The sequence below is a fragment of the Nonomuraea sp. KM90 genome (genome assembly GCF_052246675.1).
GTDB lineage: Bacteria > Actinomycetota > Actinomycetes > Streptosporangiales > Streptosporangiaceae > Nonomuraea.
The window spans coordinates 18,274-33,321 of the sequence record NZ_JBQQCB010000075.1; the positions used below are offsets into that span (position 1 = coordinate 18,274).

A 15,048-nucleotide genomic window follows, 5' to 3' on the forward strand; every position below is an offset into this window, starting at 1 on the left:
CATGAGTGCGAACCACGTACACCAGCTGCCCGGCCTGTCGTACGAGCCCCTGACGCCCACGAGCTTCCTCGCCCGGTCGGCGGCCGTGTTCGGGCCCCGGCTCGCGGTCGTGGACGGCGAGCTGTCGCTCACGTACGCCGAGCTGTGGGAGCGCGCGCGGCGGCTGGCCGGCGCGCTGGCCGCGGCCGGGGTGCGGCCGGGGGACCGGGTCGCGGTGCTGGCCGCCAACGGGCACCTGCTGCTGGAGGCCACCTTCGGCGTGCCGGCGGCCGGCGCGGTGCTGGTGCCGATGAACATCCGCCTGTCCGCCGGCGAGCTGGCCTACATCCTCGGCCACGCCGAGGTGTCGGTGCTGCTGCACGACGACGACCTGGCCGAGCTCGCCCAGGAGGCGGCGCGCGGGAGCGGGGCCGCGCCGCGGCTGGTGCCCGCCACCGGGTACGAGGCGCTGGTGGCCGCCGCCGAGCCGCTGCTGGTGCCCGTGGCGGACGAGCTGTCGCCGCTGTCGATCAACTACACGAGCGGCACGACGGGACGCCCCAAGGGGGTCGTCTACCACCACCGGGGCGCCTACCTCCAGGCGCTGGCCATGGCGCTGCACACCAGGCTGGAGGCCGCGAGCAGCTACCTGTGGACGCTGCCGATGTTCCACTGCCACGGGTGGTGCTTCCCCTGGGCGGTGACGCTGGCCGGCGCCCGGCACGTCTGCCTGCCCAGGGTGGAGCCCGGCGAGGCGTGGCGGCTGATCCGCGCCCACCGCGTCACCCACCTGTGCGGCGCGCCGACCGTGCTGACGTCGTTGCTGGCCCATCGCGACGCCCCCACCGCCGCCCTCGACCCGCGGCTGCTCGCCTGCGTGGGCGGCGCGCCGCCGAGCCCCGCGCTGCTGGGCCGGGCCCTGCAGGCCGGGATCGACGTGATCCACCTGTACGGGCTCACCGAGACCTACGGCCCCGCCGTGATCTGCCAGCCCCAGCCCGAGTGGCGCGGCCTGGACGTCGAGGAGTCGGCCGCCCTGACCGCCCGCCAGGGCGTGGGCAACGTGATCGCCCAGCGGATCCGGGTCGTCGCCGAGGACGGCGGCGACGTGCCGGCCGACGCCGCCACGGTCGGCGAGATCGCGGTACGCGGCAACGACGTGATGGTGGGCTACCACCGCGACCCGGCCGCCACGGAGAAGGCCGCCCCCGACGGCTGGTTCCGCACCGGCGACCTGGGGGTGGTGCACCCGGACGGCTACGTGCAGGTCGTCGACCGCGCCAAGGACGTGATCATCTCCGGCGGCGAGAACATCGCCTCGGTCGAGGTGGAGAACGCGCTGGTCAGCCATCCGGCCGTGGAGGAGGCCGCGGTCGTCGCCCGGCCGCACCCGCACTGGGGCGAGGAGCCCGTCGCGTACGTGAGCCTGGCCGCCGGCTCGGCCGCCACCGAGACCGAGCTCATCGAGCACGTACGCGCCCGGCTGGCGCACTTCAAGGCGCCCAAGGCGGTGTTCTTCGGGGAGCTGCCGAAGACCTCGACCGGGAAGATCCAGAAGAACGTGCTCCGGGAAAGGGCCGCCTCACCTGGGCATCCGGGTTAGGAGGCGGCCAGGAGGGAAGGTCGCACCCACGGAGTAGACATCGGCAGTGGGGGCGTCATGGTCACTTCGCGAGGCGTGTTCAGGCGCAAGCCGGTGGAGCAGATCGCCACCGAGCACGAGGGCGAGCTGTCCAGGTCGCTCGGGCTGTGGCAGCTCACCGCCATCGGGGTGGGCGGCATCATCGGGGCGGGCATCTTCGCCCTGGCGGGCGCGGTCGCCAACGAGACCGCCGGGCCGGCGGTGCTCGTGTCGTTCCTCATCGCCGGGGTGGCCAGCGCCGCCGCGGCGCTGTCGTACGCCGAGTTCGCCGGCCTCATCCCGAAGGCCGGCTCCGCCTACACCTACGGCTACGCGGTCCTGGGCGAGATCGTCGGCTGGTTCATCGGGTGGGACCTGCTGCTGGAGTACACCGCGATCGTCGCGGTGGTGGCCATCGGCATCTCCGGCTATTTCGGCTTCCTCGTCCAGCAGCTCGGCCTGACGCTGCCCGCGTGGATGCTCGGCGCGCCCGGCACCGGCGAGGGGCGCGTGGTGGACCTGTTCGCGGTGGTGCTCTGCCTGATCATCGCCTACCTGCTGAACCTCGGCATCCGGGCCGCCGCCAGGTTCGAGACGTTCGTGGTGGCCATCAAGGTCGCGGTCGTGCTGCTGGTGATCGTGGTTGGCTTCTTCCACATCAACACCGCCAACTACACGCCGTTCTTCCCGTTCGGGCTCGGCGGGGCGATCACGGGCGCGGCGACGGTGTTCTTCGCGGTGTTCGGCTACGACGCGATGAGCACCGCGGCGGAGGAGTCGCGGGACGCGCAGCGGCACATGCCCAGGGCGATCATCTACTCGCTGGTCATCTCCATGATCCTGTACGTGCTGGCCACGCTCGTCCTCACCGGCATGCAGAACTACCGGGAGATCGACCCGGAGAGCGGCTTCTCCTCGGCCTTCGCCTCGGTGGGGCTGTCGGGGCTGGCGACGGTCATCGCGGTGGGGGCCATCGTGGGGATCCTCACCGTCATGTTCACGTTCATGCTGGGCGTCACCCGGGTCTGGTTCTCCATGAGCCGTGACGGGCTGCTGCCGGCGTGGTTCGCCAAGCTGCACCCGGTGCGGCGGGTGCCCTCGCGGGTCACCTGGATCGTGGGCGCCGCGTCGGCGCTGATCGCCGGGTTCCTGCCTATCCGGGAGGCGGCCGAGCTGACGAACATCGGGATCCTGCTGGCGTTCGTGGTCGTGTGCGTGGCGGTGATCGTGCTGCGCTACCAGCAGCCCGACCTGCCCCGCTCGTTCCGCACGCCCTGGATGCCGGTGGTCCCGGCCGTCGGGGTGGTCTTCTCGATCTGGCTGATCACCTTCCTCGACCCGGTGACGTGGTTGCGCTTCGCCGTCTGGTTCCTGATCGGGCTGGTCGTCTACTTCGCCTACTCCAAGCGGCACTCAGCGCTGGAGTGAACGGCCTCTCGTCGGCCCGTCACGTCGGCCCGTCACATCGGCTCGCCCGGATACGTCAGTGCAGTGATGGACTGCGACAATCAGGGTTGGGGCACGATGAACGAACACGATTTCCTGGCCGGCCGCTTCGAGGAGCACCGGGGACACCTGAAGGCGGTGGCCTACCGGATGCTGGGCTCGCTCAGCGAGGCCGAGGACGCGGTGCAGGAGGCGTGGCTGCGGCTCAGCCGGGCCGACGCCGACGGCGTGAACAACCTGGGCGGCTGGCTCACCACGGTCGTCGGCCGGGTGTGCCTCGACATGCTGCGCACCCGCACCTCCCGCCGCGAGGAGCCGCTGGCCACGCACCTGCCCGACCCCGTGGTCACCCGTGAAGGCGCCGCCGACCCGGAGCAGGCGGCGCTGGTGGCCGACTCGGTGGGGCTGGCGCTGCTGGTGGTGCTGGAGTCGCTCACGCCGACCGAGCGGCTGGCGTTCGTGCTGCACGACATGTTCGCGGTGCCGTTCGAGGAGATCGCGCCGCTCGTGGGCCGCTCACCGGCCGCTGCCAGGCAGCTCGCCAGCCGGGCCCGGCGGCGGGTGCGCGGCGCGGCGCCGGTGCCCGACCCCGACCTGTCCCGGCAGCGGAAGGTCGTCGAGGCGTTCATCGCGGCCGCGCACCAGGGCGACTTCGGCGCGCTGGTGGCCGTGCTCGACCCCGACGTGGTGCTGCGGGCCGACCAGGGCGCGGTGCTCGCGGGCGGCTGGACCGAGATCCGCGGCGCGGCGAACGTGGCCGGCCAGGCGCTGGCCTTCCGCAGCCAGTCGCCGTCCACCGGCTATCACGCGCTGGTCAACGGCATGGCCGGGGTGATCAACATGGTGAACGGCAAGCCGTCGGCGGTCATGAGCTTCACGATCTCCAACGGGCTCATCGTGGCCATCGACATCCTGGCCGACCCGGAGCGCCTGGCCCGGCTCGACCTGACCGACCTCACCGGCTGAGGCCCCGGGTCACTTGGCGGCGGGGCGGGCGCGTACGTGCATGCGCTCGCCCTGCGGCCCGAACAGGGCCAGCACCTCGCAGGGCTCGTCGTCCGGGTTGATGAACGCGTGCGGCGTCCGCGTGTCGAACTCGGCCACCTCGCTCGCCTCCAGGAACACCTCGTGCTTGCCGAGCAGCAGGCGCAGCCGGCCCGACAGCACGTACAGCCATTCGTAGCCCTCGTGGACCTGCTGCTCCGGTTCGTAGCCCGGCCAGTGCGGCGGGTAGATCTGCTTGAACGCCTGCATGCCGCCGGGCCGGCGGCTCAGCGGGATGTAGGTCATGCCGAAGCGCTTGGTCGGCCGCATGTGCACGCGCGGGTCGCCGGTCACGGGGGCGTCGATCAGCTCGTCGAGCTGGACCTGGTGGGCCCTGGCCAGCAGGAGCAGCAGCTCCAGGGTGGGCTTGCGCCCGCCCGACTCCAGCCGCGACAGGGTGCTGACCGAGATGCCGGTGCTCTTGGAGAGCTGCGCCAGCGTCGTGCCCCGCTCCTGCCGCAGCGCCCGCAGCCGCGGGCCCACCGATTGCAGCACGTCATCGAGTTCCATGCGCCCTAGATTGCCATTTCGGCAAGGAAATTTGTCAAATTGTCGGGCTGTCGCCGACAGTGACGCGGTACCTGACGAAGGATGGGAGCCGCGACATGGACGCGACATACGACGTGGTGGTGATCGGTGGCGGGGCCGCCGGGCTGAGCGGGGCGCTCACGCTGGGCCGGGCACGGCGCAAGGTGCTGGTGGTCGACTCGGGGCAGCCGCGCAACGCGCCGGCGGAGGGTGTCCACGTCTACCTCGGGCGCGAGGGCGTGCCGCCGCAGGAGCTGCTGGCCACCGGCCGCGCGGAGGTGGCCGCGTACGGCGGGCAGATCGTGACGGGCACCGTCACGGAGGTGGAGCGGCTCGCCGACGGGCGCTTCCGAGTCGTCCTGGCGGACGGCTCCGCGACCGAGGCGGACCGGCTGCTGGTGACCACCGGGCTGGTCGACGAGCTGCCGCCGGTGCGGGGGCTGGCCGAGCGGTGGGGCCGGGAGGTGCTGCACTGCCCGTACTGCCACGGCTGGGAGGTACGCGACCAGGCCATCGGCATCCTGGCCACCGGCGCGATCGCCGCGCACCAGGCCCTGATGTGGCGGCAGTGGAGCGACGACGTGACGCTCTTCCTGCACACCGCGCCCGAACCCGCGGAGGAGACGCGCAGGCAGCTCGCCGCCAGGGGCGTGAAAGTGGTCACGGGCGAGGTGACCGAGCTCGTGCTGGACGGCGACCGGCTCACCGGCATGCGGCTGGCCGACGGCCGGGAGATCCCCTGCCGGGCCGTCGCCGTGGCCGCCCGCCTGACCGCCCGGACGGAGATGCTCAAGGGCATCGGCCTGGAGCCGGCCGATCAGGAGATGGGCGGCGAGGTCATCGGCACCCACATCCCCGTGGACCCCATGGGGAAGACCGGCGTGCCGGGCGTGTGGGCGGCGGGCAACGTGACCAACCCGTTCGACCAGGTCATCGGCTCGGCGGCGGCGGGCGTGCGGGCCGGCGCCGCCATCAACCTCGACCTGATCATGCAGGAGGCCGCCGTGGCCGCCGCGGGGGCCGCCGCTGCCGACGGGCCGGTCTCCGAGGAGGACTTCTGGGACGCCCGCTACGGGCAGCGCGAGCGCATGTTCAGCGGCGACCCCAACGCCGTGCTCGCCCGCGAGGTCTCCGCCCTGCCGCCGGGACGGGCGCTGGACCTGGGCTGCGGAGAGGGCGGCGACGCGGTCTGGCTGGCCGCCCGGGGCTGGCGGGTGACCGGCGCCGACATCTCCGGCGTCGCCCTCGGCCGGGCCGCCCGGCTCGCCGAGGAGGCGGGCGTGGCGGACCGGATCGACTGGCAGCGGCACGACCTCGGCGTGTCGTTCCCCGAGGGCTCCTACGACCTCGTCTCCGCCTGCTTCCTGCACTCTCCGGGGGACATGCCGCGCGAGAAGATCCTGCGCACCGCCGCGTCGGCCGTCGCGCCGGGCGGGGTGCTGCTGGTCGCGGGGCACGCGGGCTGGCCGTCGTGGGAGCACGACCCCATGCCCGGCGTGCACTTCCCGACGCCGCAGGAGGTGTTCGACTCGCTGGAGCCGGCGGAGGGGGAGTGGGAGGTGCTGCGCAGCGAGGAGCACGAGCGCGCCCAGAACGCGCCCGACGGGCGGCCGGGCACCCGCACGGACAACGTGCTCATGATCCGGCGCCTGCGGTAGGGCCTCGAACAGATCTACATTGTAAAGGCGCCCGGCTGGGCGCAATAGGCGGTGCCCTTCCCCAAGAGCGGCGTCGAGGCGACGGCCGCGGGGATGAACGCGGACTGCCCCGGTCGCAGCGTCAGGTCGTCCCCGAGGTGCGCCTCGCCGTCGACGCAGAGCACGATCTGCGGCACGCCGCCGGGCAGCGAGCGCGGGCCCTCCCCGGTCAGCTCGTGGCGGGTGAGGGCGAACTCGGGGGCGGGCGGCCGGTAGTCGTACGTGCCGGAGCCGTCCGCGACCGGCTCGACCAGGAACGGGTCGGACGGCGCGAAGTCCACGACGCGCATGAGCTCGGGCACGTCCACGTGCTTGGAGGTGAGCCCGCAGCGCAGCACGTTGTCGGAGTTGGCCATGATCTCGACGCCGATGCCGCCGAGGTAGGCGTGCGGGACGCCGGCGCCGAGGTAGAGGGCCTGGCCGGGGCGCAGGTTGACGTGGTGCAGCAGGAGGGCGGCCACCAGGCCGGGGTCGCCCGGGTAGGCGCGGGCGATGGCGCCGTGGACGGCGAGGTCGTCGTCGGAGGTGGCGAGCAGGGCCCGCTCCACCTCCTCGCGCAGGGGCCGCGCGGCGTCGTCGAGCATCGCGGCGAACACCGTGCGGACAGCGTGCGCGGGCTCCTCCGTCCTGAGCGTGCCGATCCAGGGCCGCAGGCCGGGCAGCGCGAGCCGGTCGAGCAGGTCCGCGGTGGCGGCGGGCGCGCGGAAGCCGCAGAGCCCGTGGAAGGGGGTGATCGCGCAGACCATCTCGGGCTTGTGGGAGGCGTCCTTGTACGTACGGGCGAAGTCGTCCAGCGGGATCCCGCGGGCCGTCTCGTCGGCGTATCCGGCCTCGGCCTGCTCGGTCGTGGGATGCACCTGGAGGGAGAGCGGGCGCTCGATGGCCAGGACCTTGAACAAATAGGGGAGCTGGGGGCCGAACCGGGCGGCGACGGGCTCGCCGAGGGTGGCGGCGGGGTCGCGGGCGATGAGCTCGTTCAGCGGGATGCCGCCGGCGGACGAGGGGGCGCCGGGGTGGGCGCCCATCCAGAGTTCGGCCTGCGGTTCCCCGGTCGGCTCCGTGCCGAACAGCCGGGGCAGTGCGGTGACCGAGCCCCAGTCGTAGGGGCGGATGGTGGTGGCCAGGCGCATGGGCGCGGCGGCCGCCGGCCGGGTGGCCGGTGACAGGTCGGGCTGTGGCACGGCGTTGGCTCCAATCGTCGTCCCTGGAGCGTAGAACGCGGCGGGCGCGTGCGCGTAGCCGGGGCGTCAGGTTGGACATCGTGCTATACGCAGGTATAGCCTGCTTTTCGCACGAATAGTTGGCTATACGGTTGAACAGGAGGGGTGAGGTGACGACGACCGTACCGGATCCCGAGGACCTGACGGCTCGTGCCCGGATCCGTGACGCGGCGCTGCGGCACTTCGGCGAGCACGGCTTCGAGCGGGCCACGATCCGCGGGATCGCGGAGACCGCGGGCGTGTCGCTGGGCCTGGTGCGCCACCATTTCGGCTCCAAGCAGGCGTTGCGCGAGGCGTGCGACGAATACCTGATGAAGACGATGCACGGGTTGCACGAGGCGGCCGCGACCCGGTCGATGGGCGGCGGCCTCAACCCCGTCACCGCCATGGGGCCCTACCAGCGTTACCTGGCGCGGGCGCTGGCGGAGGGGTGGGCGGCGCCGTTCTTCGACGAGATGGTGCGGATCGGCGAGCAGTGGCTGACCGAGACGGACAAGAGCCGGCCGGAGCCCCCCGACGTCGACGCGCGGTCGCGCGCCGCGGTGTTCGCCGCGATGGCGCTGTCGCCGTCGGTCCTGGCGCAGCACATCGAGCGGAGTCTGGGCATGGGGCTGGACACCCCGGAGGGCCAGGACAAGCTGCTGCGGGTGCTGCTGGACGTCTACTCCCACCCCGTGCTGAGCCTGGAGGAGGCCGCCGAGGCCCGGGCCGCCCTCGACCGGGGGCGGAACTCATGAACTGGAGGAGCACCACCATGATCGACGCCATCACCGTCTCCGGGCTGACGAAGTCGTTCGGGCGGACCAGGGCGCTGGACGGGCTCGACCTCACCGTGCGCGCGGGCGAGGTGCACGGCTTCCTCGGCCCGAACGGCGCCGGCAAGAGCACCACCGTCCGGGTCCTGCTGGGCCTGGTGCGGGCCGACGCGGGCAGCGCGCGGCTGCTGGGCGGCGACCCGTGGACGCAGGCGAGCGAGTTGCACGGCCGCCTGGCCTACGTTCCCGGCGACGTGACGCTGTGGCCGGACCTGTCCGGCGGCGAGGCCATCGACCTGCTCGGGCGGCTGCGCGGCGGCCTGGACCGGCGGCGCAGGGCCGAGCTGCTGGAGCGGTTCGACCTGGACCCGCGCAAGAAGGGGCGGGCCTACTCCAAGGGCAACCGGCAGAAGGTGGCGCTGGTCGCGGCGCTGGCCTCCGACGTGGAGCTGCTGATCCTGGACGAGCCGACCTCCGGCCTCGACCCGCTGATGGAGGAGGTGTTCAGGGACTGCGTCAGGGAGGAGCGGCGCCGCGGCGACCGTACGGTGCTGCTGTCGAGCCACATCCTGGCCGAGGTGGAGGCCCTGTGCGACCGGGTGACGATCATCCGTGACGGCCGGACGGTGGAGACGGGCACGCTGGCCGAGCTGCGGCACCTGACCCGCACCTCGATCGAGGCCGAGCTGGCCGCACCCGTGCCCGCCGCCCGGCTGGCGGACCTGCCGGGCGTGCACGACCTGAGCGCGGACGGCGGGCGGGTGCGGTTCACGGTGGACACGGCGGCCCTGGACCCGGTGCTGCGCCGGCTCGCGGACGCGGGCGTGCGCGGCCTGGTCAGCCGGCCGCCGACGCTGGAGGAGCTGTTCCTGCGCCACTACGAGCGCAGCGCCGGCTGACGGCGGCTGACGGCGGTTAACGGGGCGACGAGCGCGGGCCGAGCAGGACGGGCATCGTACGGGTGCTGTTGCCCAGCAGGGTGTCCAGCGGCGGCAGCTCCTCCAGCGGCCTGGCCAACCTCATGTCCGGGAACGCCTCGAACAGAGCCCGCAGCGCGATCTCGCCCTCCAGCCGGGCCAGCGGCGCGCCGAGGCAGAAGTGCGGCCCGTGGCCGAACGCCAGGTGCGTGTTCTGCTCGCGGGTGAGGTCGAATCGGTCGGCGTCGTCGCCGTACTGGCCGGGGTCGCGCCCGGCGGAGGCGAAGCAGGCCAGCACGGGCTCGCCGCTGGAAAGGTGCACGCCGTCGATCTCGACGTCGCGTACGGCGTAGCGCATCGGGAAGTACGCGATCGGCGAGTCCCAGCGCAGCGTCTCCTCCACCGCCGCGCTGTAGGGGCACTGCCCCGAACGCAGCAGGTCGAGCTGGCCCGGCTGGCTGAGCAGCGCGCCGATGCCGTTGGTGATCAGGTTGACGGTCGTCACGTGGCCGGCGATGAACAGCAGCTCGATGGTGGCGAACAGCTCGTCCTCCGACAGCCGCCCGCCGTCCCGCTCGTGCAGCTCGAACAGGTCGGTGATGAGGTCCTCGCCGGGGCTCCCGCGGCGCTCGTCGATGATCTGGTCGAGCAGCTCGCGCAGCTCCTTGCGCAGGTCGGGCGAGTCCTCCAGGCCGCCGACCTGGGCCACGGCGTCGGTGAGGCGGTGCAGCTCGTCCTGGTGGGCGGGCGGGATGCCGATCAGCTCGGAGATGACCTCGCGCGGCAGCGGGTAGGCGAACTCCAGGCGCAGGTCCACCGGCTCGCCGGGCGGCATCGCGGCCAGCCGGTCGATCAGCCGGGCGGTGAGCTCCTCGATGCGCGGGCGCAGGCCGTTCAGCCGGCGCTGCGAGAACGCGGCGGTCAGCGGCATGCGGAGCCGGCGGTGGCGCTCACCCTCGGCGTTGAGCATGGACGTGTCGGTGACGATGCGGTCGATGGCCGTGCCCGGGGGCATGGTGTGCCGCGCGTTCCAGTGGTGCAGCTCCCTGGACATGTCCGGATGGGTCAGGACGGTCAGCAGGGTCGCGTACTGGGTGGCGGCCCAGGCGGACACGCCCTCCGCGGTCACGGGCACGAGCGCGCCGGCCTTGCGCAGCAGCTCGTTGTCGGCGTGCAGGTCGCTGGTGGCCGGGTCGATGACGAAGCGGTTGTCGTCGGTCATGGTTCATCCCGTCCGTCGTGGGCTGAGTGCCAGCGCGGTCACGTCCATGCCGGGGTCCTGGTCGAGGTAGAGGTCGCGGACCAGCTCGCCGGCGGCGGGCGCGTTGCACAGGCCGTGGCCGGAGAAGCCGGTCGCGTACAGGAAGGCGGGCGGTCCGGGCTGGTGGCCGATGAAGGCGGTCTTGTCGGGGCTGGCGTCGCGCAGGCCGGTCACGGCGGTGTGCAGCGCGACGCCGGCCAGGCTCGGGTACGTCTCGGCGAGCCGTTGCGCCACGTCGCGGCGCCAGGACTCGCGGTCGGGACCCGGGTAGCCCATGCCGATGAGCAGCCGGTCGCCGCGCAGCCGGATCAGCAGGCCGCTGGCGGCGTGCAGGGTGACCGGGATGTCGGGCGTGGCCGGCGGCAACGGGTCGGTCGTGAGCAGCTCCTGCTCGATCGGCTCGGTCAGCGGCAGGTCCACGCCGGCGCAGCGGACGAGCGAGGCCGACCAGGCTCCGGCGGCGCACACGATGGCGTCGGCGGAGATCTCCCCGTCGGCGGTCTGGACGCGACCGGCCTCCGGGTCGATGGCGGTGACGGGGCAGCCGGTGCGCAGCGCCGCCCCCGCCTGCTCGGCCGCGCGGGCGTAGGCGGTGACGATGGCCGAGGTGTCGGAGATGTAGGCGTCGGGCGAGTACGCGGCCGCGAGCAGCGGGAGGTCGCCGATGAGCGGGTTGCGCTCCCTGGCCTCCTCGGCGCTGATGAGGCCGACGTCCACCCCGGCGGCGTGCTGGGCGGACAGGTCGGCCTCGAACGCGGCCACCTGCTCCGGCTCGGTGAACAGCACCAGGTAGCCGACCTGCCGCAGCGGCAGCTCGGTGCCCGGCCTGCTGGGAAAGGCCCGGTAGGCGTCGAGGCTGCGCACGGCCAGGGCCGAGCTGACCGGGTTGCCGGCGAAGTACGAGCGCACCACGTCGGCGGTGGCGCGGGAGGCGCCGGAGCCGAGCGTGCCGCGCTCCAGCAGGGTCACGTCGACCCCGGCCTCGGCCAGGTGGAAGGCGATCGACAGCCCGATGACGCCGCCGCCGATCACCACCACCCTGGAACCGGTCGCGGCCCCGCTCGTACCGCTGCTGCTGCTCATACTGCTGCTCATACTGGGACCTGCAGCCTGCGCAGGTGCTCGCCCGCCTGCCACGGGAACAGGTGCAGGTTCCAGCCGCCGAGGCAGTTGCAGTAGAGCGCCATGTGGGCCATTATCGCGATGAAGTCCTGGTGGCTGTTGAGCCGCTCCAGCCCCGACAGCAGCCGCTGGGTGAAGTCCCACAGCCGGTCCAGCCCGCAGTAGCCGAGGAACTCGGCGGGAGTGTGGGCGAGCTGCCGGGTCATCTGGCGCAGCCACGGCATGGGCATGCCGTCCAGGGCGGCGCGGACGAGGCCGCCGTAGCAGCTGTAGCCGAGCGGGCGGGTCTCGCCGTTGACGAACAGCAGCGTGGTCAGCACCGTCTCGTAGCTGCCGGCGCCCGAGGGGATGCGGCCCTCGTGCAGGTTGAGCAGCTCCTGCGGCGGGTCGAGCCAGATGCGCTTGGTCTCGGCGTGCACCTCGGCGACGAGCTGGTTGAGCTCGGGGTCGCCGATGGGCAGGCGGGGCAGCTCGTGGCCGCCGGTCTCGCCGGCGCGGCGGACCTCGGCGATGACGGGCTGCTTGGTGGTGTAGACGGAGTTCCACACCTCGCGGCCGGCCTGGGTGAGCGCGTCGAGGTCCTCCTCGAGGACCTGGCCGATCGGGGTCGCGGTCATGGGCTCGGTCAGCTCGCCGTACTTGATGCCGAGGTGCTGCAGCCGGGAGCAGAACAGGGTGCCGTCGGGCACCGTGCGGCGGTCCACCTTGAACTGGGCGTCGGTGTGCAGCAACGAGTGCACCGGGGCGACGTGGTACAGGTGGTACCCGGCGACCAGGGCGTGTCCTTGCAGGCTGCGGTAGGGCAGCGCGTCCCACAGGCACTGGGCCAGGGCGGGGTTGCGCTGGTCGAGTTCGGCGGCCACGGTGATGTCGAGTTCGGGCCAGGCTATTTCCACACGCTTAGTATCGTTCACGGTACGTCACTCTATAAGTACGCACAGTGGTGATCGTCATGGGGGCGCGCTGTTTACCGGGACATGACCTCACCGGGGCCGGAGGCTGCCAGGGCGGGCTCTTCGCCCCAGATGGAGGATTCGTCCACGTACGGCCGGATCAGCGCGCTGAGCTCGGGGTCGGCCCGCCCGTTCAGCTCGTCGGAGGCGATCTTCCTGGCCACCCCGGCCAGCACGTCGGCGACCTGCACCCGCTCGTCCAGGAACGAGTCGACCAGCCGCAGCCCGGCCATGCGGCCGCCGAGGATCTCCCGCATCTGCGCCACGCGCTCGTCGGTCAGCGTGGTCTGCCTGTCGTGCACGACCGAGACGGGCCCGCCGCCCGCGCCCCAGGAGGTGACGGCCTGGACGATGGCGGGGATGAGCGGGTCGAGCGCGGGGAAGACGTACGGGTCGGACAGCAGCCGCGCCCGGAAGGTCGCCACCCGCGGCCGGGCCCGCCACAGCGACTCCATGATCTCGCCCGCCGGCCCGCCGACCCCGCGCAGCTCGTCGACCAGGCCGAACGTCTCCTCGACCGACGTGGTGACCCCCTGGCCGTTCTTGGCCCGCAGCAGGTAGTTGAAGGAGTCGAGGAAGGCCGTCCACCGCTCGGCGCCGAACGCCCGCGGTCCCTCCCGGCAGAGCGTGACGGCGGTGGCCCTGGCGTGCGGGTCGAGCCCGATGCGCGGCGCGTGGTCCTCCTCCAGCAGGCCGGCGATCTTGCCGGCGACGTAGAAGGTCTTGTCGGTCAGGAACACCCGCACGTTGCCGAGCACGGGGCCGTGCGGCCCGAGCAGCCACAGCAGCGCCGCCCGGTGCTTGCCGCGCAGGACGTGGCCCGCGCAGTATTCGTCGGCCGGGGTGGGCGCCCGCTCGCGCAGCTCGCCGATGCAGTCGGCCGCGGCCGCGGCGGTCATCAGCACGCTGGCGTGGGCGAAGACGTCGGTGTTGCCGCCGACGAGCTTCTCGCCCTCCGCGCCGGACTCGTCGCAGGCGATCTCACGGAGTTCCGACACGCTAGCGAATCTAGCCGGGGCCCGGCCCGCCCGCGAGGTAATTTCCCCCGGTACGGGCGGGCCGGCGCGCTACAGCGGGGTCCGGGTGAACTGCTGGTTCTGCCCGGCGTTGCACGGATACTGCTTGAACTGCACGTCGTTGGCGGTGGACGAGCTGGGCAGGTCCGCGCACTTGCCCGAGTGCCTGGCCACCAGCCGCAGGTAGCCGCCGCCGGCGTCCTGCAGGGTCCACTGCTGGTTGGTGCCCGTGCCGCAGCCGTACTGCTGCAGCCCGGCGCCGTCGGCGGTGCTGACGCCGTCGACGTCCAGGCACCTGCCGGAGTGGCGGGCGACGATCTGCACGTAGCCGCCGCTGATCGACTGGATCCGCCACTGCTGGTTGGTGCCGCTCCCGCAGGTGTACTGGATGACGGCGGCCAGGTTGGCGGTGGAGCCGTTGCGCACGTCGGCGCACTTGCCCGAGTGCCGCACGGTCAGCCGGTCGTAGCCGGAGCCGGTCGCGGTGATCGTGCCGGCGGCGGCGTCGACGGTGAGCTGGCGCGCGTACGACAGGCTCATGGCCGTGTTGCCGGTGAACTGGATCGGCAGCCACACGTAGCGCGAGTCGTTGACCGGCCCGCCCCACGCCCCGGCCCACCGGTCGCCCAGGTACAGGTACGACGTGCCGGAGGTGCCCTGCACCGGCAGCACGTACGCCGGCTGGGAGCCGAACGTCAGCGAGTCGCCGGCGTTCTGCCACGCGCTCCAGGTGCCTGTGATGCTGGTGGCGGTGGCGTACTTGGCCTGGTTGGGCTGCCAGCCGGTGGCGCCGGAGGTGAGCAGGAAGTACACGCCGTTGCGCTTGAACATCGCCGGCGCCTCGCGGTGGTCGCCGTCCCACATGCGCGCCAGCGTGGCCACGTCGGTGTAGTCGGCGCTGAGCCGGTAGACGTGCAGGTCGTAGTTCTCGTCGGCGGCCGAGATCATGTAGCCGGTGCCGTCGGTGTCGACGAACGCGGTGATGTCGCGCGACATGTGGCCGAGCGGCCGGAAGCTGCGCAGGTAGGTGTAGGCGCCGTCCACGGTGTTCGACACGGCCACGGCCGCCCGCGCCTCGCCGTAGTCGCGGCCGTTCTCCTTGTGCATCCACATGACGAACTGGCCGGTGGCGGCGTTGTGGATGACCTTGGGCCGCTCGATGTTGGCGACCTGCAGCTCGGCGGCGCTGGACTGGGTCAGCACGTGGTTGCGGAACTCCCAGGTGCGCAGGTCGGAGGAGCGGTAGGCGGAGACGTAGCGGAAGGTGCCGTCGGCGTTGCGGTTCTCCCCGAACCAGTAGTAGTACGACCCCACCTTGAGCACGCCGCCGCCGTGGGCGTGCAGCAGGTTGCCCGAGGTGTCGGTGAACTGGGCGCCGACCGGCACCGTGACGGGGGCCGCCGCCCGCGCGGGCAGGGCGGGCAGGAGCGCGAGGAAGAGCGCGGCCAGGAGGCATAAGGCGCGCGTGCGGGACATGGGGGGTGCTCCT

At 72.7% G+C, this 15,048-nt stretch carries 13 protein-coding genes; 6 read left to right on the forward strand and 7 right to left on the reverse strand.

What is annotated here, in order from left to right; translation table 11 throughout:
• The first annotated feature begins 1 nt into the window (after position 1).
• From ACTWPW_RS43100 to sigJ, 3 genes are all read left to right on the forward strand, one after another.
• Positions 2-1,582: an AMP-binding protein gene (locus tag ACTWPW_RS43100; RefSeq protein ID WP_443172101.1), complete on the forward strand. Its 1,581-nt coding sequence runs from the start codon at positions 2-4 to the stop codon at positions 1,580-1,582.
• Positions 1,583-1,639: 57 nt separating this feature from the next.
• Positions 1,640-3,028, forward strand: coding sequence for an amino acid permease (locus tag ACTWPW_RS43105; protein ID WP_375112105.1), 1,389 nt, complete (start codon positions 1,640-1,642; stop codon positions 3,026-3,028).
• Positions 3,029-3,124: 96 nt separating this feature from the next.
• Entirely contained in the window at positions 3,125-4,012 is an 888-nt protein-coding gene (gene sigJ, locus ACTWPW_RS43110) for an RNA polymerase sigma factor SigJ (protein WP_443172102.1), read from the forward strand.
• A gap of 9 nt (positions 4,013-4,021) precedes the next feature.
• Here the strand turns inward: sigJ and ACTWPW_RS43115 are convergent, their stop codons facing one another.
• A complete protein-coding gene (locus ACTWPW_RS43115; protein WP_375112107.1) occupies positions 4,022-4,600 on the reverse strand; it encodes a helix-turn-helix domain-containing protein in 579 nt (192 codons plus the stop codon).
• A 95-nt stretch (positions 4,601-4,695) separates the two neighbouring features.
• On the opposite strand from ACTWPW_RS43115, the gene ACTWPW_RS43120 reads away from it, so the two are divergent.
• A complete protein-coding gene (locus ACTWPW_RS43120; protein WP_375112108.1) occupies positions 4,696-6,276 on the forward strand; it encodes an FAD-dependent oxidoreductase in 1,581 nt (526 codons plus the stop codon).
• A 14-nt stretch (positions 6,277-6,290) separates the two neighbouring features.
• On the opposite strand, the gene manA is transcribed toward ACTWPW_RS43120, so the two are convergent.
• On the reverse strand, positions 6,291-7,496 hold the full coding sequence (manA, locus tag ACTWPW_RS43125; RefSeq protein WP_443172103.1) for a mannose-6-phosphate isomerase, class I: 1,206 nt from the start codon (positions 7,494-7,496) through the stop codon (positions 6,291-6,293).
• A gap of 149 nt (positions 7,497-7,645) precedes the next feature.
• On the opposite strand from manA, the gene ACTWPW_RS43130 reads away from it, so the two are divergent.
• Together ACTWPW_RS43130 and ACTWPW_RS43135 are read left to right on the forward strand one after the other, a co-directional pair.
• Complete coding sequence (locus tag ACTWPW_RS43130; protein ID WP_375112110.1) at positions 7,646-8,272, forward strand: TetR/AcrR family transcriptional regulator; 627 nt, start codon at positions 7,646-7,648, stop codon at positions 8,270-8,272.
• 17 nt (positions 8,273-8,289) lie between these two features.
• Complete coding sequence (locus ACTWPW_RS43135) at positions 8,290-9,189, forward strand: ABC transporter ATP-binding protein (protein WP_443172104.1); 900 nt, start codon at positions 8,290-8,292, stop codon at positions 9,187-9,189.
• Positions 9,190-9,205: 16 nt separating this feature from the next.
• On the opposite strand, the gene ACTWPW_RS43140 is transcribed toward ACTWPW_RS43135, so the two are convergent.
• The 5 genes from ACTWPW_RS43140 to ACTWPW_RS43160 all read right to left on the reverse strand — a co-directional run bounded on the left by ACTWPW_RS43140 (position 9,206) and on the right by ACTWPW_RS43160 (position 15,035).
• Entirely contained in the window at positions 9,206-10,429 is a 1,224-nt protein-coding gene (locus ACTWPW_RS43140; RefSeq protein WP_443172105.1) for a cytochrome P450 family protein, read from the reverse strand.
• A 3-nt stretch (positions 10,430-10,432) separates the two neighbouring features.
• Complete coding sequence (locus ACTWPW_RS43145; RefSeq protein ID WP_375112113.1) at positions 10,433-11,551, reverse strand: NAD(P)/FAD-dependent oxidoreductase; 1,119 nt, start codon at positions 11,549-11,551, stop codon at positions 10,433-10,435.
• An 8-nt stretch (positions 11,552-11,559) separates the two neighbouring features.
• Positions 11,560-12,486 (reverse strand): cucumopine synthase-related protein, encoded by a 927-nt coding sequence (locus ACTWPW_RS43150; RefSeq protein ID WP_364122420.1) that lies wholly within the window; start codon positions 12,484-12,486, stop codon positions 11,560-11,562.
• Positions 12,487-12,557: 71 nt separating this feature from the next.
• Positions 12,558-13,541 (reverse strand): hypothetical protein, encoded by a 984-nt coding sequence (locus ACTWPW_RS43155; RefSeq protein ID WP_443172106.1) that lies wholly within the window; start codon positions 13,539-13,541, stop codon positions 12,558-12,560.
• Between the two features lie 69 nt (positions 13,542-13,610).
• Positions 13,611-15,035: an RICIN domain-containing protein gene (locus ACTWPW_RS43160; RefSeq protein ID WP_443172107.1), complete on the reverse strand. Its 1,425-nt coding sequence runs from the start codon at positions 15,033-15,035 to the stop codon at positions 13,611-13,613.
• Positions 15,036-15,048: the final 13 nt, after the last annotated feature.